The 21,747-nt window shown below is 73.1% G+C and carries 21 protein-coding genes; 9 read left to right on the top strand and 12 right to left on the bottom strand.

Translation table 11 applies throughout. From position 1 onward, the window contains the following. Positions 1-3: 3 nt before the first annotated feature. Positions 4-1,023, bottom strand: coding sequence for a non-homologous end-joining DNA ligase (gene ligD / locus OG429_RS31760; RefSeq protein WP_328928684.1), 1,020 nt, complete (start codon positions 1,021-1,023; stop codon positions 4-6). Positions 1,024-1,098: 75 nt separating this feature from the next. Between ligD and OG429_RS31755 the strand changes: the two genes are divergently transcribed. Beyond that, positions 1,099-2,172, top strand: a complete 1,074-nt coding sequence (locus OG429_RS31755; RefSeq protein WP_328928683.1) for an ATP-dependent DNA ligase — start codon at positions 1,099-1,101, stop codon at positions 2,170-2,172. 27 nt (positions 2,173-2,199) lie between these two features. Here OG429_RS31755 and OG429_RS31750 read toward each other — a convergent pair whose 3' ends face one another. Both OG429_RS31750 and OG429_RS31745 read right to left on the bottom strand, forming a co-directional pair. Then, positions 2,200-3,582, bottom strand: a complete 1,383-nt coding sequence (locus OG429_RS31750) for an NAD(P)/FAD-dependent oxidoreductase (RefSeq protein ID WP_328928682.1) — start codon at positions 3,580-3,582, stop codon at positions 2,200-2,202. A gap of 193 nt (positions 3,583-3,775) precedes the next feature. Beyond that, entirely contained in the window at positions 3,776-4,747 is a 972-nt protein-coding gene (locus tag OG429_RS31745; protein WP_328928681.1) for an NAD(P)/FAD-dependent oxidoreductase, read from the bottom strand. A 65-nt stretch (positions 4,748-4,812) separates the two neighbouring features. On the opposite strand from OG429_RS31745, the gene OG429_RS31740 reads away from it, so the two are divergent. Both OG429_RS31740 and OG429_RS31735 read left to right on the top strand, forming a co-directional pair. Then, the gene (locus tag OG429_RS31740; RefSeq protein ID WP_328928680.1) at positions 4,813-5,430 is read left to right on the top strand and encodes a helix-turn-helix domain-containing protein; all 618 of its coding nucleotides are present in this window, start codon (positions 4,813-4,815) and stop codon (positions 5,428-5,430) included. Next, complete coding sequence (locus OG429_RS31735; RefSeq protein ID WP_328928679.1) at positions 5,427-5,915, top strand: nucleotide triphosphate diphosphatase NUDT15; 489 nt, start codon at positions 5,427-5,429, stop codon at positions 5,913-5,915. Before OG429_RS31740 ends, OG429_RS31735 begins: the two co-directional genes overlap by 4 nt. An 87-nt stretch (positions 5,916-6,002) precedes the next feature. Here OG429_RS31735 and OG429_RS31730 read toward each other — a convergent pair whose 3' ends face one another. From OG429_RS31730 to OG429_RS31720, 3 genes are all read right to left on the bottom strand, one after another. Then, positions 6,003-8,057, bottom strand: coding sequence for an MDR family MFS transporter (locus OG429_RS31730; RefSeq protein WP_328928678.1), 2,055 nt, complete (start codon positions 8,055-8,057; stop codon positions 6,003-6,005). A gap of 73 nt (positions 8,058-8,130) precedes the next feature. Then, positions 8,131-9,486, bottom strand: a complete 1,356-nt coding sequence (locus tag OG429_RS31725) for a 6-phospho-beta-glucosidase (RefSeq protein WP_328928677.1) — start codon at positions 9,484-9,486, stop codon at positions 8,131-8,133. Positions 9,487-9,538: 52 nt separating this feature from the next. Then, complete coding sequence (locus OG429_RS31720) at positions 9,539-10,411, bottom strand: MmyB family transcriptional regulator (RefSeq protein WP_328928676.1); 873 nt, start codon at positions 10,409-10,411, stop codon at positions 9,539-9,541. 346 nt (positions 10,412-10,757) lie between these two features. On the opposite strand from OG429_RS31720, the gene OG429_RS31715 reads away from it, so the two are divergent. The 3 genes from OG429_RS31715 (at position 10,758) to OG429_RS31705 (ending at position 13,292) form a co-directional block, all read left to right on the top strand. Beyond that, positions 10,758-11,426, top strand: coding sequence for a helix-turn-helix domain-containing protein (locus OG429_RS31715; RefSeq protein WP_328928675.1), 669 nt, complete (start codon positions 10,758-10,760; stop codon positions 11,424-11,426). Positions 11,427-11,490: 64 nt separating this feature from the next. Further along, on the top strand, positions 11,491-12,048 hold the full coding sequence (locus OG429_RS31710) for a toxin-antitoxin system, toxin component (protein ID WP_328928674.1): 558 nt from the start codon (positions 11,491-11,493) through the stop codon (positions 12,046-12,048). After that, entirely contained in the window at positions 12,045-13,292 is a 1,248-nt protein-coding gene (locus tag OG429_RS31705) for an MAB_1171c family putative transporter (RefSeq protein ID WP_328928673.1), read from the top strand. The genes OG429_RS31710 and OG429_RS31705 overlap by 4 nt, the downstream gene beginning before the upstream one ends. A gap of 2 nt (positions 13,293-13,294) precedes the next feature. Here the strand turns inward: OG429_RS31705 and OG429_RS31700 are convergent, their stop codons facing one another. Both OG429_RS31700 and OG429_RS31695 read right to left on the bottom strand, forming a co-directional pair. Beyond that, entirely contained in the window at positions 13,295-14,071 is a 777-nt protein-coding gene (locus OG429_RS31700) for a bestrophin-like domain (protein WP_328928672.1), read from the bottom strand. A 104-nt stretch (positions 14,072-14,175) separates the two neighbouring features. Continuing rightward, entirely contained in the window at positions 14,176-14,787 is a 612-nt protein-coding gene (locus OG429_RS31695) for a hypothetical protein (protein WP_328928671.1), read from the bottom strand. A gap of 316 nt (positions 14,788-15,103) precedes the next feature. Here OG429_RS31695 and OG429_RS31690 point away from each other — a divergent pair, with 316 nt between their 5' ends. Then, entirely contained in the window at positions 15,104-15,982 is an 879-nt protein-coding gene (locus OG429_RS31690; RefSeq protein ID WP_328928670.1) for an alpha/beta fold hydrolase, read from the top strand. A 43-nt stretch (positions 15,983-16,025) separates the two neighbouring features. Here the strand turns inward: OG429_RS31690 and OG429_RS31685 are convergent, their stop codons facing one another. Continuing rightward, on the bottom strand, positions 16,026-16,445 hold the full coding sequence (locus OG429_RS31685; RefSeq protein WP_328928669.1) for a DoxX family protein: 420 nt from the start codon (positions 16,443-16,445) through the stop codon (positions 16,026-16,028). Positions 16,446-16,673: 228 nt separating this feature from the next. Between OG429_RS31685 and OG429_RS31680 the strand changes: the two genes are divergently transcribed. Together OG429_RS31680 and OG429_RS31675 are read left to right on the top strand one after the other, a co-directional pair. Further along, positions 16,674-17,921, top strand: coding sequence for a sensor histidine kinase (locus OG429_RS31680; RefSeq protein ID WP_328930484.1), 1,248 nt, complete (start codon positions 16,674-16,676; stop codon positions 17,919-17,921). Continuing rightward, positions 17,909-18,568, top strand: a complete 660-nt coding sequence (locus OG429_RS31675) for a response regulator transcription factor (protein ID WP_328928668.1) — start codon at positions 17,909-17,911, stop codon at positions 18,566-18,568. The genes OG429_RS31680 and OG429_RS31675 overlap by 13 nt, the downstream gene beginning before the upstream one ends. Here OG429_RS31675 and OG429_RS31670 read toward each other — a convergent pair. The 3 genes from OG429_RS31670 to metG form a co-directional block, all read right to left on the bottom strand. Next, positions 18,565-19,083, bottom strand: a complete 519-nt coding sequence (locus OG429_RS31670) for a hypothetical protein (RefSeq protein WP_328928667.1) — start codon at positions 19,081-19,083, stop codon at positions 18,565-18,567. The two genes, OG429_RS31675 and OG429_RS31670, sit on opposite strands and share 4 nt — an antisense overlap. 20 nt (positions 19,084-19,103) lie before the next feature. Further along, the gene (locus OG429_RS31665) at positions 19,104-19,763 is read right to left on the bottom strand and encodes a hypothetical protein (RefSeq protein ID WP_328928666.1); all 660 of its coding nucleotides are present in this window, start codon (positions 19,761-19,763) and stop codon (positions 19,104-19,106) included. Positions 19,764-19,915: 152 nt separating this feature from the next. After that, positions 19,916-21,631, bottom strand: coding sequence for a methionine--tRNA ligase (gene metG / locus OG429_RS31660; protein ID WP_328928665.1), 1,716 nt, complete (start codon positions 21,629-21,631; stop codon positions 19,916-19,918). Positions 21,632-21,747: the final 116 nt, after the last annotated feature.

The following is a 21,747-nucleotide window of genomic DNA, read 5'->3' as shown; positions in this document are numbered from 1 at the left end:
GGTTCAGTCCTCTCGCTTCGCCCGGCTCGGCTGGACCCGCTTCGGTTCCCCCGGCATCTTCGGGTAGTCCGGAGGGTAGGGCATGTCCCCCAGGCCGTGCTCGTGCTCGTCGCGGGCGGCGAGTTCGAGTACGGCGTCCAGCGTGAAGGCGTGGTCGTCCATCTCGGCGTGCAGGTCGCCCAGTTCGGCGAAGCGGGCCGGCATGGTCACGATGTCGAAGTCGCGCGGCTCCGCGTCGTCCACCTCCTCCCAGCGCAGCGGCGCCGACACCGGGGCGTGCGGGCGGGGGCGGACGGAGTAGGCGGAGGCGATCGTGCGGTCGCGCGCCGTCTGGTTGTAGTCGACGAAGATCCGCTCGCCCCGCTCCTCCTTCCACCAGGCCGTCGTGACCTTGCCCGGCATGCGGCGCTCCAGTTCCCGGCCGAGGGCGATGGCGCACCTGCGGACCTCGGTGAAGGTCCAGCGCGGCGCGATCGGGACGAAGACGTGCAGGCCGCGGCCGCCCGAGGTCTTCGGCCAGCCCCGCAGTCCCAGCTCCTCCAGCAGGGCGCGCAGCTCGTGCGCGGCGGCCACCGCGTGGTGGTAGTCGGTGCCCGGCTGCGGATCGAGGTCGATGCGCAGCTCGTCGGGCCGGTCGGTGTCCTCGCGCCGTACGGGCCAGGGGTGGAAGGTGAGGCAGCCCAGGTTGGCGGCCCACAGCACGGCGGCCGGCTCGGTCGGGCAGATCTCGTCCGCGCTGCGGCCGCTCGGGAAGGCGATGTGGGCGGTCGGGATCCAGTCGGGAAGGTTCTTCGGCGCCCGCTTCTGGAAGAAGGACTCGCCCCCCACCCCGTCCGGGTACCGCTCCAGCGTCGTCGGCCGGTTGCGCAGGGCCCGCGTGATGCCGTCCGCGACCGCCAGGTAGTACTCGGCCACGTCCCGCTTGGTGAGGCCGCGCTCCGGGAAGTAGACCTTGTCCGGGCTGGACAGGCGCACCGTCCGCCCGCCCGCGTCGAGCTCGATCGCATTACCTGCAGCACCCATGTGCGCCACGGTAGGCGGGCCCGGCCGGACCCGCACACCGGGCGGGGCCGGACGCACCACCGCAGAATCGGAGACATGGATCTGCCGGTGATGCCGCCCGTGAAGCCGATGCTCGCCAAGTCCGTGGCCAGGATCCCGCCGGGCATGCAGTACGAGGCCAAGTGGGACGGCTTCCGCGCCATCGTGCACCGCGACGGCGACGAGATCGAGATCGGCAGCCGCACGGGCAAGTCCCTGACCCGGTACTTTCCCGAACTGGCGGCGGCCCTGAAGGAGAACCTGCCCCCGCGCTGCGTCATGGACGGCGAGATCGTGATCGTTCATGGCGGGCGCCTCGACTTCGACCGGCTGACCGAACGGATCCACCCCGCTGCTTCGCGCGTGAAACTGCTCGCCGAAACGACCCCCGCCAGCTTCGTCGCCTTCGATCTGCTCGCCCTCGGCGACGAGGCGCTCCTCGACACCCCGCTCACCGACCGCCGCCACGCCCTCGCCCGGTCCCTCTCCACCGCCCGGCCCCCCGTTCACCTCGCGCCCGCGACCACCGACCCCGCCCTCGCGCAGGAGTGGTTCGAGCGATTCGAGGGCGCCGGGCTCGACGGGGTCATCGCCAAGCCCCTCGATCTCCCCTACCGGCCCGACGCGCGCCTCATGTACAAGATCAAACACGAGCGTACGGCCGACGTGGTCCTCGCGGGTTTCCGTTTCCACAAGAGCGGTCCGATCATCGGATCGCTGCTGCTCGGCCTCTACGACGGCCACGGCGCCCTCCAGCACGTCGGCGTGTGCGCCGCCTTCCCCATGAAGCGCCGGGCCGAGCTCGTCGAGGAGCTCGAACCGCTGCGCATGCCGGACCCCGGGGGCCACCCGTGGGCCGCCTGGGCCGAGGAGTCCGCCCACGAGAGCGCCCGGCTGCCCGGCGCGACGAGCCGCTGGACCGGGAAGAAGGACCTGTCCTGGGTACCGCTGCGCCCCGAGCGGGTCATCGAGGTGAAGTACGACCACATGGAGGGCGACCGGTTCCGGCACACGGCCCAGTTCGCCCGCTGGCGGCCCGACCGGGCGCCGGAGAGCTGCACCTACGCCCAGTTGGAGGAAGTGGTCCGCTACGACCTCGCCGAGGTGCTCGGCCCCCCGCCGGCCGGCTGACCGGCTGACCGCCCCGCCCCGCCCCCCTCACCCCGAGGTCAGCTTCTCCCACTCCGCCCGGTCCGGCCCCACCGCGTTCGGCGCGTACTCCGGCCGCGCGGCCAGCCAGCGCGCCACCCGCTCCCGGACCGCCGGATCCGCGTACGCCCGCTCCGGCGGCTCGGCCAGGTGCCGGACCCTGGCCCGCGCCCGCATCACCTCCGGATCCTCCAGCGCGCATTCGAACAGCGCGGCCACGTCCCGTGCCGTCCCCGCACGCACGGCCCGGGTCGCGAACCGCTCCCCGATGGCCTCGTCGGCGACGACCTGGAAGTCGAACCACGGCTTCAGGGTGCGCACCGCCCAGGCGTGGTGGCCCTCGGCGAACGCCTCGGATCCCGGGTCCCGGTGCGCCGTACGGGCCACCCTGCGCGCGGCCCACAGCGCCAGCGAGGTGCCCTGTCCGAGCGTGGGGTTGGTGTGCGTGATCGCGTCCCCGACGGGCACCAGCCCGCTCACCACCGGCCCGCGCTCGTCGGCGAGCGCGCTCCACCGGTTGTCCAGGCTCGCGGTGGCCAGTACCTCCGACAGCGGCTCGGCGCCCAGTGCCAGCCAGGCCGCGCCGGGCGGGAAGGAACGGGCGGCGGCCTCGAAGACGGCGGTGTCGCGCAGCGCCGAACGCGTGGTGTCCGCGGTGTGCACGAACAGCGTCACGGCGAAGAGCCGGTTGTCGGCCGGGAAGACCGCGCACCCGGCGAAGGCGCCGCCCGTCACCGCCCAGGGCCGGCGCGGCCCCTCGTCCATGCCCTCGGGCAGCCGGTACCAGCGGCAGAAGTACGCGAGACCCGTGCGGTGCCGTTCCACGACCGGCGGGCGGCACCCCGCCGCGGTCAGCCAGCGCTCGACGCCTCCGCGCCGGCCGCCCGCGTCCACGACGAGGTCCCCCTCGTAACTCCCGGCCTCCGTGATCACTCCCGTCACCCGGACCCCGGGCTCCGTGAGCAGCCCGGTGACCGGCTCCCCGTACCGCGCGACGACGCCCGGTTCGGCGCGCAGGGCGGTGGCCAGCGCGCTCTCCAGGACGATGCGCCGGGCCTGGAGCATGACGAGGTCCTCGTCGCCGGGTCGCGCGGGCGGCCGTACGTCGAACCAGTCCAGCTCGTGCCGCTCGCGGGCGCCGAGCCGGAGCATCTCCTGGTGGACGTCTGGCAGTTCGTCCCGCAGGACGCCCCGCGCCGCGCCCAGCAGGGCATGCGGCTGCGTCGCCTGCGGTACGGTCGGCCGCCGCCAGCCGAAGAAATCGCGATCGAGCGCGGTACCCGGGGCCCGCGTGTCGCGCTCGAACAGCTCCGCCGTGTGTCCTTGCCGCGCCGCGAGCAGGGCGGTGGCCGCCCCTCCGACACCTCCGCCGATGACCAGTACGTGTGCCATTGCGCCCCCCTGAGCCGCTGAACGGTACGACGATCAGACCGCCCAGAGCCTGCGCGGACGGAACCTGGCCGAAACCCGTACGGGTGTCGGAAGTCCGGCGGTTCGGGGCCGCTCACCGCCGGTTCAGCACCACGCCACCGCCACCCGCGGTCACCCGGTCACCCGTCACGCGCTCACCGGCTCACGCGCTCACTCACTCACCCACGCGGTACGCCTCGACCGCCCGCCGGGTCTCCTCCTCGATCAGGTCGGCGTTGATGGCGACGGCCGCGCGGACCCCGTACGCGGCCGCGCCCGCCACCTGCTCCGTCGGAGCGGTGACATTGCCCGCCGCCCAGACGCCCGGGAGGGCGGTGGCACCGGTCGCCGGGTCGGAGTCGACGCAGGTGCCGATGGGGTGGCCGTCCCGTTCCAGGGTGGTCACGGGCAGGCCCAGTCCGGTCAGGACGCCGGAGCGGGCGGTGAACCGGGGCGCCACCACGAGCGCCCGGCACCGCCGCTCGCCTCCGCCGGCCAGGGTCACCCCGGCCAGCCGGTCCTCGTCGACGACGAGGCCGGTCACCTCGCCTTCGACCACCTCGACGCCCCGGGCGGCCAGCACCTCCCGGTCCTCGGCGGTGAGCGGCCAGGTGTGCGACAGCAGGGTGGTCCGCGCACTCCAGTGCCGCCACAGCCCAGCCTGGTGCACGGCGAGGGGGCCGTCGGCCAGCACCGCGACCGGCTGGTCCCGGACCTCCCAGCCGTGGCAGTACGGGCAGTGCAGCACGTCCCGCCCCCAGCGCGCCCGGAGCCCCGGGACGGCGGGGAGCTCGTCCACCAGCCCGGTGGCGACCAGCAGCCGGCGTGCCCGGACGGTCGTGCCGTCCCCGCAGCGGACCAGCAGACCCCCTTCGGGCAGCCGGTCCGCGGCGACGACCGTGCCCGGCCGGATCTCCCCGCCGTAGCCGGTCACCTCCGCGCGCCCCCCGGCCAGGAGTCCGGCCGGGCTCGCTCCGTCGTGGCCGAGGTATCCGTGCATGCGCGCGGCGGGTGCGTTGCGCGGGCTGCCGGAGTCGATCACCAGCACCGAGCGGCGGGCCCGGGCCAGGGTCAGCGCCCCGGCGAGCCCGGCCGCCCCACCGCCCACGACCACCACGTCGAACGAGTTGTCCTTTGCGTTGTCCATGCCTGCGAGGGTCCGCCCGCCGGCCCCGCTTGACAAATGCTCTTGCCGAAGCGGCAAATGGGGTCATGGCCATCGAAGAGCAGGACGAGGAACTCGCGGGCGTGCTGACGGCCGTGGGACCGCGCCTGCGCGCCCTGCGCCAGCAGCGCGGCACCACGCTGGCCCAGCTCAGCGAGGCCACCGGAATCTCGCTCTCCACCCTCTCCCGGCTCGAATCCGGGCAGCGCAGGCCGACACTGGAACTGCTGCTCCCACTGGCCAGGGCGCACCGGGTGGCGCTCGACGAACTGGTCGGCGCACCGGAGACCGGGGACCCCCGGGTCCGCCCGCGCCCCTTCGTCCGGCACGGCCACACCTACGTGCCGCTGACCCGCGATTTCGGCGGGGTGCGCGCCTTCAAGCAGATCATCCCGCCCGTCGAGGGCACACCGCCGCTGCCGGAGCTCCGGGTCCACGAGGGCTACGAGTGGCTGTACGTGCTGTCCGGGCGCGTCCGTCTGCTGCTGGGCGAGCACGACCTCGTCCTCGGCCCCGGGGAGGCCGCCGAGTTCGACACGCGCACCCCGCACGCCTTCTTCAACCCGGGCCCGCGGGCGGCGGAGTTCCTCAGCCTCTTCGGCCCCCAGGGCGAGCGGATCCACATCCGCGCCAGACCCACCACCTCATCGGAAGGACGTACATGAGCACCACCGGCGAACGCCCCGAACGGGCCGTCCCGCAGCCGAACGCCGTCGTCGGCGTCGGCCTGGTCGTGGTCGGCCCGGACGGCCGGGTCCTGCTCGGCCAGGCGCACGACGGCCGCTGGGAGCTGCCCGGCGGCAAGGTCGACCCCGGGGAGGGCTTCGAGCAGGCTGCCGCCCGGGAGCTCGCCGAGGAGACGGACCTGCGGGCGGAACCCGAGGCGATCCGGGTGCTCTCCGTCCAGATCGACGCGAAGTCCGGCATGACCCGGCTGACGGCCGCCGCGGTGACCACGACGGCCGTCGGAGTCCCCGCCGTCACCGAGCCCCACAAGATCGCCCGCTGGGAGTGGTTCGCCCCGGCCGAGATCCCCGCGGACCTCTACCCCCCGTCGGCGGCCGTCCTGCGCACGTGGCGCCCGGACCTCACGTCGCTGCCGCACGTGCCCTCGTACGACTACCCGACCGCGACCGGCGGCGCCCTCTAGAAGCGGCGCCCTGTAAAGCCGGGGGCCTGTGGAAGCGACGGCGTCCCGCCGTCCGCCACGGAGACCTGGCACGGCATCCGAACGCCCCTACACCACCGCCTTCGGCGCGAAGTTGCCCTCGCGCAGGTCCTCCGCCAGCAGCCGCTTCGCGATCGCGTCGGCCGCCACCCGCAGTTCGGCGCTCCTCGGCCGCCCGCGGTCCTTCTCCAGCTCGTTGCCGAGCCACTGCGCCCATGCCGCCGAGATGACACCGGCCTCCCGCTGCCCGGCCGGGGTGAGCGTGAAGTAGCCGTTCGCACTGCCGAGGAACCCCTCGTCCACCATCCGGTCGAAGACGGGGAGCAGCACCTCGGGCGGCACGGAGCGGCGGCCGGCGATCAGGCCCAGGCCTGCGTGGCCCACCGTCCGGGTCATCATGTCCACCTGCATCACCGCCCACGCGCCACCGATGTCCAGCCGGGTGTCGGAGTTCTCGACGATCGCGCGCGCCGTCTTCGGCCCCATGTTCCGTACGAGTTTGCCGACCGCCAGCTCCAGCAGTTTGGCCGAATCCCCGGAGGCCGTGGCCGGGGAGCCGAAACCGTCGCCCATGTCCGTGGACCCGGCGCGGGCGGTGTCGCGCAGCGGCACCTGCTTGAGGAAGAGCGCCACGACGAAGCCGACCACCGCCACCGGCACGGTCCACAGGAACACCGTGTGCAGGGCCTCCGCGTACGCGTCGATCACGGGGCCCGCGGCCACCGGGCCGAGGCCGTGGACACCGCCCGGGCTCGACGCGGCCTCGGCGAGGCGCGCCGGGTCCTCTCCGGTGAGCCGCGCCGCCTGCACGACGGCCGCCTTCAGTTCGGGCCCCAGGGTGTTCGCGTAGATCGTCCCGAAGACCGCCGTCCCGAAGGCGCTGCCGAGCGTACGGAAGAAGGTGACCCCGGAGGTGGCCGTGCCGAGGTCCGCGTAGTCGACGGTGTTCTGCACGGCGATCGTCAGCACCTGCATGGACAGGCCGATGCCCGTACCGAGCACGAACATGTACAGCGACTCCAGCCAGGCGCTGGTCCCCGGCTCCATCCGCGACAACAGGTACAGGCCGACGCCCATGACGGCGTTGCCCACGATCGGGAAGATCCGGTACTTGCCGGTCTTGCTGGTGACGTTGCCGCTGAAGACGGAGGCGAGCAGCAGCCCGAAGACCATGGGCAGGGTCCGGACGCCCGAGACGGTGGCCGAATCCCCGTCGACGTACTGCAGGTAGGTCGGCAGGAACGTCAACGCGCCGAGCATCGCGAACCCGACGACGAAGCTCAGCACGGAGCACACCGAGAAGACCGGATTGCGGAAGAGCCGCATCGGCAGCATCGGCTGCGCGGCCCGTGTCTCGGCCACGCAGAACAGGGCCAGTGCGAGCGCACCGCCCGCGAACAGGCCGATGATCACGGGCGAGGTCCACGCGTACTCGTTCCCGCCCCAGCTGGTGGCCAGGATCAGCGCGCTCGCGCCGATCGCGACGAGGGTGATGCCCAGGTAGTCGATGACCGGCTTGCCCGAGGCCCGCACCGCCGGGATCGTCCGGGCGGCCGCGACGACGACGAGGATGGCGATCGGAACGTTGACGTAGAAGCACCACCGCCAGCTCAGCTGGTCGGTGAAGAACCCGCCGAGCAGCGGGCCGATCACGGTGGCGACGCCGAAGACGGCGCCGATCATGCCCTGGTACTTACCGCGTTCGCGCAGGGGCACCACATCGGCGATCAACGCCATGGCGGTGACCATCAGGCCGCCGGCCCCGACGCCCTGGACGCCGCGCCACACGATCAGGAACGTCATGTTGCTCGACAGGCCGCACAGGAAGGAGCCGCTGATGAAGACGATGGCGGAGATCTGGAAGATCAGTTTTCGGCCGAAGAGGTCACCGAACTTGCCCACCAGCACCGTCGCCACGGTCTCCGCGAGCAGGTAGGAGGTCACCACCCACGACATGTGGTCCCCGCCGCCCAGATCCGCCACGATCGTGGGCAGGGCGGTACCCACGATCGTCTGGTCGAGCGCCGCGAGCAGCACGCCGAGCATGATCGTGCCGAAGATGATGTTCCGCCGCCGCCGGTCGAGCACGGGTGGCGCGGCGGCGACGACGGGGGCAGTGGTCACCTTCGCACTGTCACAGCGCCCCCGCCCCACCGCATGCGGCGCTGAGCCGTACGGGGTAACCGCGCACCGGAAGTCAGCGCAGGTAGGCCAGCCCCGGGTGCTCCGCCGCGTACCCGTCGAGCAGCCGCCGCGCCACCCCCACCGAGTCCACCAGCGGATGCAGGGCGAAGGCCTTCACCGCGGTCGCCCGCGAGCCGCTCGCGGCGGCCGCCAGGATCTCCCGCTCGACGGCCTTGACCGCCGTCACCAGTCCCACCGCGTGCAGCGGCAGCGGGGCGACGCCCACCGGGTGGGCGCCGTTCGCGTCGACCAGGCAGGGCACCTCGATGACCGCGCCGGCGTCGAGGACCGACAGCGTGGGACCGTTGCGGACGTTGAGGATCAGCGTGGCCCGCTCGTCCCGGGCGATGGCCCGCATCAGCGCGAGCGCCACCTGTTCGTAGCCGCCCGACTCCAGGTCGCTCTCGTCACGCTCCCCGACGCCCGCCGCCTCACGGTTCTCGGCCATGTACGTGGCCTCCCGCTCGGCCCGGGTCCGGTCCCAGGCGGCCAGCGCCGCCCCGGCCGGCTGCCCGGGGCGGCCGGCCTCGGCGTAGAACCCGCGCTGTTGGTCGCGCAGGAAGGCCCCGCGCGTCTGCTCGGCCTCCTGGTAGGCCCGTACGGTGTCACGGTTGAAGTAGTAGTAGTGCAGGTACTCGTTCGGGATCGCGCCGAGCGAGCGCAGCCACTCGGCCCCGAAGAGGCGCCCCTCCTCGAAGGACTCCAGCGCCTCGGTGTCGGCCAGCAGCCGGGGCAGTTCGTCGCGGCCGCCGACGCGCAGCCCGCGCACCCAGCCCAGGTGGTTGAGGCCGACGTAGTCGATCCACGCCTCCTGCGGCCTGGCCCCCAGCAGCCGGGCGATGCGCCGGCCGAGCCCCACGGGCGAGTCGCAGATGCCGATCACCCGCTCGCCGAGCTCCTCGGCCATCGCCTCCGTGACCAGCCCGGCCGGGTTGGTGAAGTTGATGACCCATGCCTCGGGGGCGCTGCGGGCGATCCTGCGCGCGAGCTCACGGGCCACCGGCACGGTCCGCAGGCCGTACGCGATCCCGCCCGCGCCCACCGTCTCCTGGCCGAGCACACCTTCGGCCAGGGCGATCCGCTCGTCGGCAGCCCGTCCTTCCAGACCGCCGACACGGATGGCGGAGAAGACGAAATCGGCGCCGCGCAGGGCCTCGTCGAGGTCCCCGGTGGCCGTGACGGCCGGGGCGTCCGGTACTCCGGCGGCAGCCGCCTGGTCCGCGAGCACCCGGGCCATGGCGGCGAGCCGCCCGGTGTCCTCGTCGTACAGCGTCACGTGGGTGACCCGGCCCTCGGCATGGTCCGCGAGCAGTGCTCCGTAGACCAGCGGTACCCGGAAACCGCCCCCGCCGAGGATCGTCAGCCGCACGCCCCTACCGCCCTTCGTCCGTGGAGTCAGGGAACCAGTCTCCCCCGGCCGCTCACTCCCCCAGCGGCGGCACGGCACGCAGTCTGGCGGCGCCCTGCTGCCGGCCGGGCCCGGTGCCCGGGACGGGACCCGCGGGCGCGCCCTGCGGGGCGGAGAGGATCAGGGTGATCCGGGTCAGCCCCATCGCGTCGAGCATCCGGCTGGTCTCGGCCACCATCCGGCAGCGCACCAGCCCCCTGCGCGGGTCGGGGTGGCGTACGGTCCGTACCGCCCCGTCCTGTTCGGCGGCCTCGGCTCCGCGCATGCTCAGCCAGTGCGGGACCCCGTACCGGTAGGCCGCTTCCATGAACGGGTCGCGGGCCACCTCCTGGCGGATGCTGCGCAGTCCCTCGTCCTCCGGGGCCGCGGCGAGCGCGGTGGCGAACTGGGCCAGCAGCGGTACGCACCAGGCCGGTTCGTGGTCCTCCAGCACGGCCGCGGCGTCCGGGTGGAACAGCACGAAGCGCAGGAAGTTGTCGTCCGGCAGTGCCGTCGGGTGCGGCCTGACGGACTGGAAGAGCTGGTCGAAGGCCGAGTTGGTGAGCGCGACGTCCCAGCGGTGGTCCACCAGGAAGCTCGGGTAGGGAACGGATTCCATGAGGGCCGCGTAGTCGCACAGGTAGTCGCGCTGGGCGGGGTCCTGCGGCAGCCGGTTCTCCTCGGCAGCCCGCCACGTGGGCGGCGGGTCGCGGTCGACCATGACGCGGAACAGCCAGAAGCACTGCCGCTCGCTCATTTCCAACGCCTGGGCGAGGGCGAGCAGTTTGCGGTCCGTCCACTCCTTGACGAGGCCGCGTTCCCAGTTTCCGTACGCACGCACGCTGATGCGCAGCCGGGCGGCGACATCCTCCTGGCTCAGCCCCAGCTCCTCGCGACGCTGGCGCAAAATCTCCTTGCGTCGCTCCGACCGCACGGCGCCGCGTGCGGACTCATCGCCCGCCAGGCGCTCCTCACCGGCTCGGGCGAGGCCATCGGACGGGCCCACCGCTGCGAGATGTGGCACCGAGAGCTCCCCCTCCTCACGGTCTGGATCTTCATTTCCGTGTGGCGATCCTGCTACCGACTTCATTCGAGTGTCAACTATTGTGGCAATTCCAGCCTCTTGACAGCTCATTCCCGCCACAGCTGTGGCACGTTCTAGCCCTTCTCGGCCGGAACGGCTAGATTCCAGAAGCCGACCATGTGCCCGGGCTCTGCCCGAACCGACTTCGCGCGATCTAGGAGAACCACTGGTGACAGACGGCTTCCCGGCTCCCGTCGCGGTGGCCCACGCACCCCTGGCCGCCACCGTCACGCGTGTCGCCGAACTCGCGGGCAAAATGGGCCGCGACCTGAACCAGGTCTTCGACCTGCGACGCCTCTCCGAGGCCTCCGGCGTGCCCACGGACGTGGTCAGGATCCTGCTCGACGGCAGACCCGCCGGCGAGCCCGATCTGCAGACCCGCTTCCTCCAGCGCCTCGACCTGCTCCGGCGCACACGGGTCAAACCCAACGGCCGCCGCTACACGCAGCAGGAGATCGCGGACGGCGCGGGGATGTCCCGGCAGCAGGCAGGCGCCCTGATCAACGGCGACCGCCGCCCCACCATGGAGCATTGTGACGCGATCCAGCGCTTCTTCGGGGTGCACGCAGGGTTCCTCACCGCCCACGACGCCGACGCCCTCACCGACGCGCTCCAGCGGACCGAGCAGCAGCTGCTCCAGGATTTCGCGGGCCGGGCGCGGGAAACCGTACCGGCCGCGGCCGCTTCGGCCGGGGATCCGCTGGCAAGACTCCTGCAGAACCACGGCGTCCGGGGCATCGCCTGGCGGGCCGCCCAACTGCCCAGCGACAAGCACCGGGACAAGGTGACCGAATGGCTGGACATGCTTCTCGAGAGCGTGAAACCGAATGAATCCTGACCCAGTCGAAAGTCTGGGTCTGATCCTTGAATCCTGATCCGGATCCACGCCGACGGGGAGAACGGTGAGCATAGGCAGAGAGCAGCGGCGGTTGTGCGGGGAGCTGGTGGCCGGGATCCGGCTGACCGCCCCCGTGGAGCCCGTGGACCTCTACGCCGCCCTCTGCGAGGGCATGAGCAGGCACCGGGGCCGGCGGGTGGACTTCCGGATGGCCTCGTTCCCGCCGGGGACGGCCAGCGGCTTGTGGCTCGACATGGCGGACCGCGATCTCGTGGTCATCGAGGAGCGCACCGCGCCCGACCACCAACTGGTGATCCTGGGCCACGAGTTGTGGCACATGAAAGCCGGTCACTGCAGCCACCACGTCGACGGCGCCGCGGTCGCCGCCCGGCTGCTGTCCGACGAGGCCGACATCGGCGAGACGGTGCGCCGGGTCGCCGCGCGCACACGTGCCGACGTACGGGAGGAGACCGAGGCCGAGACCTTCGGCTTACTGCTGGGCAGCCGCTGCCGGACCTGGCTCGCCGGGTCGGCGAGCCACCGCGCCCCGGCACAGCGCGACCATTTGGCGGGCCGGATCGAGGCCGCGCTGGGCTACCGGGGGCACAGGAACGATCGTTGAACGGCCAGGACTACTACATACCGGCAGCGGCGATGGCGGTCTCACTCGCCTTCAAGCTGCCGGCCCTGCGCAACAACTGGCGGGATCCACTGCTCCGCTCGGTCTGCGCGCTGCTGATGCTGGCCGGAGCCGTCTTCGCCTTCGCCGCCCCGCCCACCATCGCGGATGTCAACCGATGGACCGGGGTGCCGAACATCTCGGCACCGCTGGTGTACTGCCTGATCACCGCGTTCAGCGCCTCCTGCCTGGTCCTGGTGGTCAACTGGCGGGGTGGCCCGCCGGAGGAGACCCGCCGCGTCTCGCAGCGCTGGATCCTCGGCTACAGCGTCGTGGTCGTGGCCCTGATCGTGCTCTTCGCCCTGGGTGACGCCCCCGTCGAGCGGCTTCGCGACCTGGACACCTACTACGCGAACACGCCGTACATCCGCGAGATGATCGCCCTCTACCTCGTGGCGCACAACGTGGCCGCGGTGGTGATGGTGGCCATGTGCTGGCGCTGGTCGCTCCAGGTGCGCGGCTGGCTGCGGGTCGGCCTGATGATCATCGTCGCGGGCTACATGTTCAACCTCAGCTACGACGCCACCAAGATGTCCGCCGTCGTCGCCCGCTGGACCGGCCACGACCTGGACTTCCTCAGTACGCTCGTCGCCCCGCCGCTGGCCTCCGTGGGAGCGCTGATCAGCGCGATCGGCTTCGTCCTCCCCCTCGTCTGCCAGCGGCTGTCGGACAACTGGGAGACCTGGACGACCTACCGGAAGCTCGGCTCGCTCTGGCAGGAGGTGCAGATCGCCGCGCCCCCCGGCACCCCGTCCGTGCAGATGGCCTGGTGGTCCGCCGCCGAACTGCGCGTGATCCAGCGCGAGTCGGACATCCACGACGGATTCCTGCACCTCGGCCCGTACTTCGACCGGAGCCTGCGCGACGGCGCCTACGAGCGCGCCGTCGCGGACGGGGCCGACGAGCCCGGCGCCCGCGCGGTCGCCGACGCCGCCATGGTCGCGGCCGCCGTGCGGGCGCGCTCGGCGGACCCCGAGGGCAAGGTCATCGGCGAGGGCGAGGAGACCGTGCTCGACACCGCCGACGGACCGCGCGACCTGCTGCGGATCTCCCACGCCCTGCGGCATTCGCCGGTGGTGCGGGCGGTCCGGGAGCGGGCCGCGCTGTCCGGATCCGGGCCGGTGTCCGGGGCCGCGTCCGGGTCCGGGTCCGGGTCCGCGTCCGGGGCCGCGTCCGGGTCCGCGTAGTCCTAGCGGGCCGCGGCCACCGACGTCGTCGGGAAGAGGTCCTGGAAGGGCCCCGCGGAGTCGTTGCCGTTCCGCCCGAAGGGCGCGTCGAAGCTCCAGACCATGAACAGCAGGAACACGATCAGCGCGCTGAACAGCCCGGCCAGCAGCAGCTCCCGCCCGGAACGGCGGATCTGCAGGGTGAAGATCAGTCCGACCGTGACCACCCCGCCCACGAGCAGCCCGAACCACACCACGCTGGGCAGGGTGGATTCGGAACTCTGCGTCCGCGAGTGGCGGGCGTCGTCGGCGGTGGCGATGTGGTCCAGCAGCGGCTGGTAGGCCTGCGCCTGCAGCTCGTTCGCCGGGCTCTGGTGGGTGACGTCGCTGCGCAGCTTGCCGAGCAGCTGGGCGCCCCCGGCCGACGCGCCTTCCCCGGAGGTCAGCAGCGGCCAGTCCACCGCGACCGTGTGCGAGACGTACGCGTTCACCTCGCCACGGATCCGGTCACGGACGGCGGCGGGGTAGACGTCGGCGCGCTGCGTGACCTCGTACAGCGCCTGGGCCTCCCGGCGCACGCTGTCCTCGGCGGCACCGCGCGCCTCCCAGACGCCGGCGATGGCCAGGCCCAGCACGATCGCGTAGACCACGCCCACCATCATCGTCATGTACTCGATGACGTCGGGGGTTTCGCTGGTGTCCTCGTCATCGGCGACCCGGCGGTGCCGGATCGCGGTGATGGCGAGGACGACGGCGCAGACGAGCGCCATGGCAATGGCCAGGACCAGCCATTCGGACACGAGGATTCTCCCCTTGTGGATCGTCGGGTGGATCAGTGGGCGGTTCAGCGGGTGGTTCAGCGGGTGGTTCAGCGGGTGGTTCAGCAGGGGTTGTGCGGCGGCGGTCAGCCGCGGCTCTTGGAGCGCGGACGAAGGGCGGCGGCGGCGAGTACGGCCGGGGTGGTGACCACGACCATGAGCATCACGGTGGACATCCCGCCCGGACGGCGCCGCTCCAGGGCCACCGAGCGGTACGGGCGCACGTGGAAGGCGCTAGCGGGCGCGGCGGCGGCCCTGAGCCGGGGCGGGGCGGGTGCGTCCGCCGGATCCGGACCGGTCACGGGCCCGGCAGCCAGCGCGGGCTCCGGCGGCTCCGTCCCCCCGGCCCCGGCCTCCGCGGCGGGTCCCGCCGGGCTCGGGGGCTCCAGCCGCTCCGGCGGCCGCGCCCGCTCCGGCGGGTCGGCGGCGGACGGGACGCCGCCCGGGCCTGCGGCCGGGGCGGCGACGGGCGGCTCGGGGGGCCGCCCCGGGTGGTGCACGGTGGGCCGGTCGGCCCCGGGCACGCCCGGCCGTACCGAGGGCGGCCGGAACACGGGCCGGCCCGGCTGCCCTCCGGGCACGCACACGTCGACCCGGGCACCGCGGCCGTCGCCGTCACCCGCGACCGCCACGTGACCGTGCAGCGGGCAGAGCGCCGCCACCAGACCCGCCCCGGCGAGGTACTGCCATGCGGTCACCGCGTGTCCTCCCGATTCCGCAGCACATATGAGGGTTACGGCTGAAGAAACGATCAGGGCCCTGCTTCGATACGCGGCAGACAGGTCAAGATCCATGACCGAGGGGCGACTTCAAGCCATCGGCCGCCCGGGCCGCCGCGCGGGCCGCGACCGAGCGGGGCGCCGCGCACCACCGGGTCCGCACCGGCGCTCCGGCGCGTCACTACGCGCATACGACAATCGGAGCGGAGGATGAGCCCGTGGACACGCACGTCATCAACGTCGGCTCCGGGCCGACCGCTCTCGACACGCGCCGCCCCGTCATGGCGGCCCCCGCATGAGCACCGCGCCCGCCGACCTGTCGCGGGGCGTGCGCCGGATCACCCTGGACGCCGCCGGCACTCCCCTGTCCGCGCTGCTCCGCGAACCGTCCGAGGGCCCGCCGCGGGCCACGGTGGTCGCGGTGCACGGGGCGGGCATGAACTCCGGCTATTTCGACGGCCAGGCCCATCCCGACCTCTCCTTACTCACCCTCGGTGCCCGGCTCGGTTATACGGTCCTGGCCGTCGACCGGCCCGGCTACGGACAGTCCGCGGCCGCGCTGCCCGAAGGGCAGTCCGTCACCGAGCAGGCAGCCACCCTCGCCGCCGCGGTGCGCGACTTCGCCGCCCGGGAGCAGACCGGGGCCGGCCTGTTCCTCCTCGCCCACTCGTTCGGCGGCAAGGTCGCGCTGCTCACCGCCGCCGACCACGCCTGGCCCGACCTGCTCGGCCTGGAGATCTCCGGCTGCGGCCACCGCTACGCGCCCGACGCCTTCACCGGCGAGGGCGCGTCCCGGGGCGGCCGGCGCAGCTGGGGGCCGCTGCGGCTCTACCCGCCGAACACCTTCGCCACCTGCGGCTCGATCGTCGGCCCCGTGCCGGCCCGGGAGCAGGCGGACATCGCCCGCTGGCCCGAGGTCTTCCGCGATGCCGCGGGCCGCGTCCGCGTGCCCGTACGGTTCACCTTCGCCGAGCACGAGCCGTGGTGGCGGTACGACCGGGACGCGCTCGCCGAGCTGAGATCGCGGCTCACCGATGCCCCGCACGTGACCGTCGACCGGCAGCCGGGGGCGGGCCACAACATCAGCCTGGGCCACGCGGCACGCTCCTACCACCTGCGCTGCTTCGGCTTCTTCGAGGACTGCCTGGTGCGGCCGGCCGTCACCTGTCGTTGAACGCGGGCGCCGGCTCCGGGCCGCGCCGCGACCGGAGGTCCCGTCAGCTGATCGAGAGGGCCGGGCCGGTGACCATGAGCCCCAGGTCGTGGCCCGCGTAGGCGAAGAACGCGAACATCACCAGGGCCGCGCCGCCGAGGGCCGTGTCCTTGAGGAACTGCGTCTGCTCCATCATCTGCGCCTGCGGGTCGCTCTCCTTCCAGAACCGGTGCATCAGCACGGCCACCGAGAAGGAGAAGGCCGCCAGCGCCAGGGCCCCGAGGTCGGCCCACAGCCCGACCGCCACGCTGACCGCGCCCGCCAGCATGACCACACCGCTGACGACCGTGGCCGCGACGGGCATGGGCACCCCGCGGGAAGCGGTGTACCCGGCCATCTGCCGGGTCTTGGTCAGGTGCGCCGTCCCGGAGGCGAGGAAGAGGACGACGAACAGCAGGCGGCCGATCAGTACAAGGACGTCCATCACGACCTCCTCGGAGCATCGCGCGTACCGGATCGAAGAGGGGCGAACACGCCCCCTCTGACATCGTTCACCCGTTCGGCCCAGTTCGCCACGCCACCGCGCCCGGGGCCCGCGCCCCGGGCCCCGGGCGCGATGGTGCGACGCCAGCGTCCTAGGCTGGGGCGTGTGTCTGCCTCCACCACCCTCCAGAGCCCGGCCGACCAGGCCCCGGTCGCCGTCTGGGCGGTGATGCGGCGGCCCCTGCGGTTCCTCGGCTCGTGGTGGCCCTGGCGGTGCTGGGGGTATCTGGCGGCCGGATCCACCCTCGGATACGCCGTACTGGTCGCGCTCGTGGTCCTCGTCGGGCTGGGCGTGGTACTGGCCGTGGCCGGGATCGGGCTGCTGCTCCTGCTCTGCGCCGCTTCCGGCGCGGTACCGCTCGGGGCGCTGGAGCGATGGCGGCTGCGGTGGGTCGATCCGGTGCCGGTCGGCGATCCGCACACCTCCCTCGCCGGGGCGGGCCCCGCGGCCTGGCTGCGGACACGGCTGAAGGAGCGGGCCACCCGGCGGGAGTTCGGGTACGCCGTCCTGCTCGGGCCGGTCTTCGGGGCGGCGGGCTTCGGGGTGGTCGCGCTGCTCGCGTTCTCCCTGATCCTGGTCGCGAGCCCGGTCGTCGTCTGGGCCCTCGCCCCGGAGCCGGTGATGCTGATCCCCGGCAGGGCCGTCTCCGGCCCGCTGGAGGCCCTGGGCGGCACGGCGGCGGGACTGATCGGGCTGGTCGTGGCGGCGTACGCGGGAGCCCTGCTCACCGGGGCGCAGGTGAAGACCGTCCGTCTGCTGCTCGGGCCGCGCGAGGAGGACGCCCGGGTACTGGAACTCACCCGCTCCCGGGTGCGCCTGGTCGACGCCTTCGAAGCCGAACGGCGGCGCATCGAGCGGGATCTGCACGACGGGGCGCAGCAGCAGCTGGTCGCGCTCAGCATGACCCTGGGCCTCGCCGAGATGGAGCTGCGCGGACTTCCCGGGGCCGCGGGCGCCGCCGCGCTGGTGGCCCGGGGCCGCGGCGAGGCCAAGGTGGCGCTGGAGCAACTGCGCGACCTCGTACGGGGCATCCACCCGCAGGTGCTCACCGACCACGGGCTCGCGGCCGCCGTGGCCGAGGTGGCGCTGCGGCATCCCGTACCGGTGACCGTGGACCTCGACGTACCGCGGCTGGCCGACTCCGTGGAGATCACGGCGTACTTCACCGTCACGGAGGCGCTGGCCAACGCCGCGAAGCACAGCGGCGCCACGTGCGTGGCCGTCGCCGGTAGGGTCGAGAACGACCGGCTCACTCTCTGCGTCACCGACGACGGCCGCGGCGGGGCCGATCCCGGCGCGGGAGCGGGCCTGGCGGGTCTCGCGGACAGGGTGGCGATGTTGAAGGGCAGGCTGGTGGTGTCCAGTCCGGTGGGCGGACCGACCGAACTCCGTGTGGAGGTCCCGTGCTCCGGCTGATCCTCGCCGAGGACTCCGTCCTGCTGCGCGCGGGGCTGGCGGAACTGCTCACCCGCGGCGGCCACCAGGTCCTCGCCGCCGTCGGCGACGCGGAGGAACTCGTGCGGGCCGTGGCGGCGGAGCGGCCGGACGCCGTGGTCACCGATGTACGGATGCCGCCGGGATTCCGCGACGAGGGGCTGCGGGCCGCGCTCGAACTCCGCTCCCGTGACGCCTCGTTGCCCGTGCTCGTGCTCTCGCAGTACGTGGCCACGGCGTACGCGACCCAGCTGTTCACGGGCGCCTCGGCGGCCGGACTCGGCTATCTGCTCAAGGACCGGGTGGGCGAGGTCACCGAGTTCCTCGACGCCCTGCGGCGCGTCGCGGAGGGGCAGACGGTCATCGACCCCGAGGTGGTGCGGGTCCTGCTCGGCAGCCGATCGCAGGACCGCCCGCTGGCCCGCCTCACCCCGCGCGAGCGGGAGGTCCTGACCCTGATGGCGGAGGGCCTCAACAACCAGGCCCTGGCGGGCCGGCTCTTCATCTCCGAGGCCGCCGTGGTCAAGCACGCCTCCAGCATCTTCACGAAGCTCGACCTGGACGCCACGGAGGGCAACCGCCGGGTGCTGGCGGTCCTGGCCCATCTGCGCGGGGCCGAGACCGGCTAACGCGTGGGCGTCACCACCGTCCGCGCCGGGCGGGAGCCGGCCACGACGCGGGAGGCAGCCGGGGTCCGGGCGCGACCGGAGGGCTCCACCGAGCGGGCCCAGACGGTCAGCAGCACCGGCAGCGCCAGGTAGCCGAAGCGGCCCGCCGGGGCCAGCAGGAAGGCCGTCGTGAGGCCGATCGCGAGGCGGTCGGCCGCCGCCACCACCGTGCGCGGCGGCCGGACCAGCAGCGACACGGCCACCGCGACGCCTCCCAGCATCAGCAGACCCACTGCCGCGTACCAGCCCCACTGGCCGAGTTCGGCCAGCAGGTGGCCGGGCAGCGGGCTGCTCGCCGGCGTCGCGACCTCCGCGCGCCCGGTGGGATAGGCGAACACCTGGCGCCACAGCTCGCCCGGCTGGAGCAGCGCGCTCGGCAGGACCAGCAGGGCCGTCCCGCCGGCCGCGGCCAGCCCGCAGCGCACCGCCGCCCGCCGGCCCCGGCAGGCCGCGAGCAGGGCCACCGCCACCGCCACCGCGGGCAGCGCCGTCCACTTCAGGGCGCACGCCCCGGCGAGGGCAGCCCCGCCAGGACCGGCCGCCCGGCTCCGGCGGCCGAGAGGGCCAGGCAGCACAGCCCGGCCAGCGGCAGGTCCACCCCGCTCACCGCGAGGGGCAGCGCCACCACCGGCGAGGCCACCAGTACGGGAAGCAGCGCCGGCCGGGTCGCGCCGAGCAGCCGTCGGCCGGCCCACAGGCCGCCGAACAGGCCCGCCGCGCACCAGATACGGGCGTCGCCCAGCAGCCGGGCGGCCCAGCCGTCTCCGCCGCCGAGCAGCGCGCGCGGGATGCCGAGCAGCGCCATGCCCGGCAGGTACGGCGTGTACTCCTCGACCCGCACGGGCTGGTCGACGTAGAGCCGGCCGGACTCCAGCAGGAGCCGCCCGGACCGTTCGACGACCATCACCTCCGACTGCCCCCGCCCGGTCAGGACCAGCCACAGGAGCGGTACGGCGACGGCGCCGAGCAGAGCGGCGGTGAGCGCCGCGCGGCGGTGGCCGAGGGCGGTGGCTCCGGCGGCGCCGAGGTACCCGGCGGCCGCGCACCAGCCCCACAGCCGGTGCGGCCCCAGCGAGGACAGGAGCGGGAAGGACAGCGCCCAGGCGGCCGCGAGGAGCCAGCCCGCGGTACACCGGGCGGTACGGGAAAGGGTCATGGGTCCATTCCAGCCGCGCGGTCCCGTCGGGTCTGCACGCCCAGGTGGACACTTCGCGGTGGGGTTTTCCCTACCCCCCCCCCCCCGCAGGCACGCGAAAGGGGCGCGACCGTCAACCGGTCGCGCCCCTCACGCAGTTGTCACGCCGGGCCTCACGCCTCCGGCGAACCGCCGAACCGCTCGCGGTAGGACTCCAGGTCCTCCTCGGTGACCCGCGCGAACAGCACCGGCGGCACCGTGAACGGCGTGCCGGCCGGGACCGCGTCCAGGGACTTGGCCTGCTCCGGGGTGATCCACGTCGCCGTGTCGCCGGCGAGGTCGAAGGCGGAGCGCATGGCGCGCGCCGAGGCCGGGATGAACGGCTCGGAGACCACCGAGTAGAGGTGGATCAGGTTCATCGCGGTGCGCAGGGTGAGCGCCGCGCCCTCCAGGTCGGTCTTGACCTCCAGCCAGGGGGCCTTCTCGTCGAGGTACGCGTTTCCGGCCGACCACAGGGCGCGCAGCGCGGCCGCGGCCTTGCGGTACTGGAGCGACTCCATGTGGCCCTCGTACTCGGCCAGCAGCTCGGCGATCTGCTCGCCCAGCTTCGCCTCGACCTCGCCGGCGGGGCTGCCGGCGGGGACCTCGTCGCCGAACTTCTTGCGGGAGAAGGTCAGTACGCGGTTGACGAAGTTGCCGAGGGTGCCGCCGAGGTCCTTGTTGACCGTGGCGGCGAAGTGCTCCCACGTGAAGGACGAGTCGTCGGACTCGGGCGCGTTCGCGATGAGGAAGTAGCGCCAGAAGTCGGCCGGGAGGATCTCCAGCGCCTGGTCGGTGAAGACGCCGCGCTTCTGCGAGGTGGAGAACTTGCCGCCGTAGTACGTCAGCCAGTTGAAGGCCTTGACGTAGTCGACCTTCTTCCACGGCTCGCGGGTGGCCAGCTCGGTGGCGGGGAACATCACCGTGTGGAACGGGACGTTGTCCTTGGCCATGAACTGGGTGTAGCGGACGTCCTCGGCCTCGTACCACCACGACTTGTAGTCGCGGTTCGCCGGGTCCAGGTCCGACCACTCCTTGGTCGAGCCGATGTACTCGATCGGCGCGTCGAACCAGACGTAGAAGACCTTGCCCTCGGCGGCCAGCTCGGGCCAGGTGTCGGCCGGAACCGGGACGCCCCAGTCGAGGTCACGGGTGATGGCGCGGTCGTGCAGGCCCTCGGTCAGCCACTTGCGGGCGATGGAGGACGCCAGCTGCGGCCACTCCGCCTCGTGCCGCGCGACCCAGGCCTCGACCTCGTGCTGGAGCTTGGACTGCAGCAGGAAGAGGTGCTTGGTCTCGCGGACCTCCAGCTCGGTGGAGCCGGAGATGGCCGAGCGGGGCTCGATCAGGTCCGTGGGGTCCAGGACGCGGGTGCAGTTCTCGCACTGGTCGCCGCGGGCCTTGTCGTAGCCGCAGTGCGGGCAGGTGCCCTCGACGTAGCGGTCCGGCAGGAAGCGGCCGTCGACCGGCGAGTAGACCTGCCGGATCGCCCGCTCCTCGATGAAGCCGTTCGCCTGGAGCTTGCGGGCGAAGTGCTGGGTGATCTCGCGGTTCTGCGCGGAGGAGCTGCGGCCGAAGTAGTCGAAGGACAGCTCGAAGCCGTCGTAGACCGCCTTCTGGGCGTCGTGGGCCTGCGCGCAGAACTCGGCGACCGAGATGCCGGCCTCCTTGGCGGCGAGCTCGGCGGGGGTGCCGTGCTCGTCGGTGGCGCAGATGTAGAGGACGTCGTGGCCGCGCTGGCGGAGGTACCGGGAGTACACATCCGCCGGAAGCATCGACCCGACCATGTTGCCCAGGTGCTTGATCCCGTTGATGTACGGAAGCGCGCTGGTGATCAGGTGTCGAGCCATCCTCGGATGCTCCATTTCATGTGTGCGGTACCACGTGACGTGACGGACTGTGAATGAGGTTCATCGTATCGAACCGCCGAAAGGCCACGCGCCGCATTTGTTCATGGGTGGGAGTA

It is taken from the genome of Streptomyces sp. NBC_00190 (genome assembly GCF_036203305.1).
GTDB lineage: Bacteria > Actinomycetota > Actinomycetes > Streptomycetales > Streptomycetaceae > Streptomyces.
Note: the sequence above shows the minus strand (reverse complement) of the source record. Positions and strands in the feature narration are given on the sequence as shown.

Coding starts and splice junctions, on each gene's coding strand:
- ligD (WP_328928684.1), bottom strand. CDS start 1,023: ATGGGTGCTGCAGGTAATGCGATCGAGCTCGACGCGGGCGGGCGGACG.
- OG429_RS31755 (WP_328928683.1), top strand. CDS start 1,099: ATGGATCTGCCGGTGATGCCGCCCGTGAAGCCGATGCTCGCCAAGTCC.
- OG429_RS31750 (WP_328928682.1), bottom strand. CDS start 3,582: ATGGCACACGTACTGGTCATCGGCGGAGGTGTCGGAGGGGCGGCCACC.
- OG429_RS31745 (WP_328928681.1), bottom strand. CDS start 4,747: ATGGACAACGCAAAGGACAACTCGTTCGACGTGGTGGTCGTGGGCGGT.
- OG429_RS31740 (WP_328928680.1), top strand. CDS start 4,813: ATGGCCATCGAAGAGCAGGACGAGGAACTCGCGGGCGTGCTGACGGCC.
- OG429_RS31735 (WP_328928679.1), top strand. CDS start 5,427: ATGAGCACCACCGGCGAACGCCCCGAACGGGCCGTCCCGCAGCCGAAC.
- OG429_RS31690 (WP_328928670.1), top strand. CDS start 15,104: ATGAGCACCGCGCCCGCCGACCTGTCGCGGGGCGTGCGCCGGATCACC.
- OG429_RS31685 (WP_328928669.1), bottom strand. CDS start 16,445: ATGGACGTCCTTGTACTGATCGGCCGCCTGCTGTTCGTCGTCCTCTTC.
- OG429_RS31680 (WP_328930484.1), top strand. CDS start 16,674: ATGCGGCGGCCCCTGCGGTTCCTCGGCTCGTGGTGGCCCTGGCGGTGC.
- OG429_RS31665 (WP_328928666.1), bottom strand. CDS start 19,763: ATGACCCTTTCCCGTACCGCCCGGTGTACCGCGGGCTGGCTCCTCGCG.
- metG (WP_328928665.1), bottom strand. CDS start 21,631: ATGGCTCGACACCTGATCACCAGCGCGCTTCCGTACATCAACGGGATC.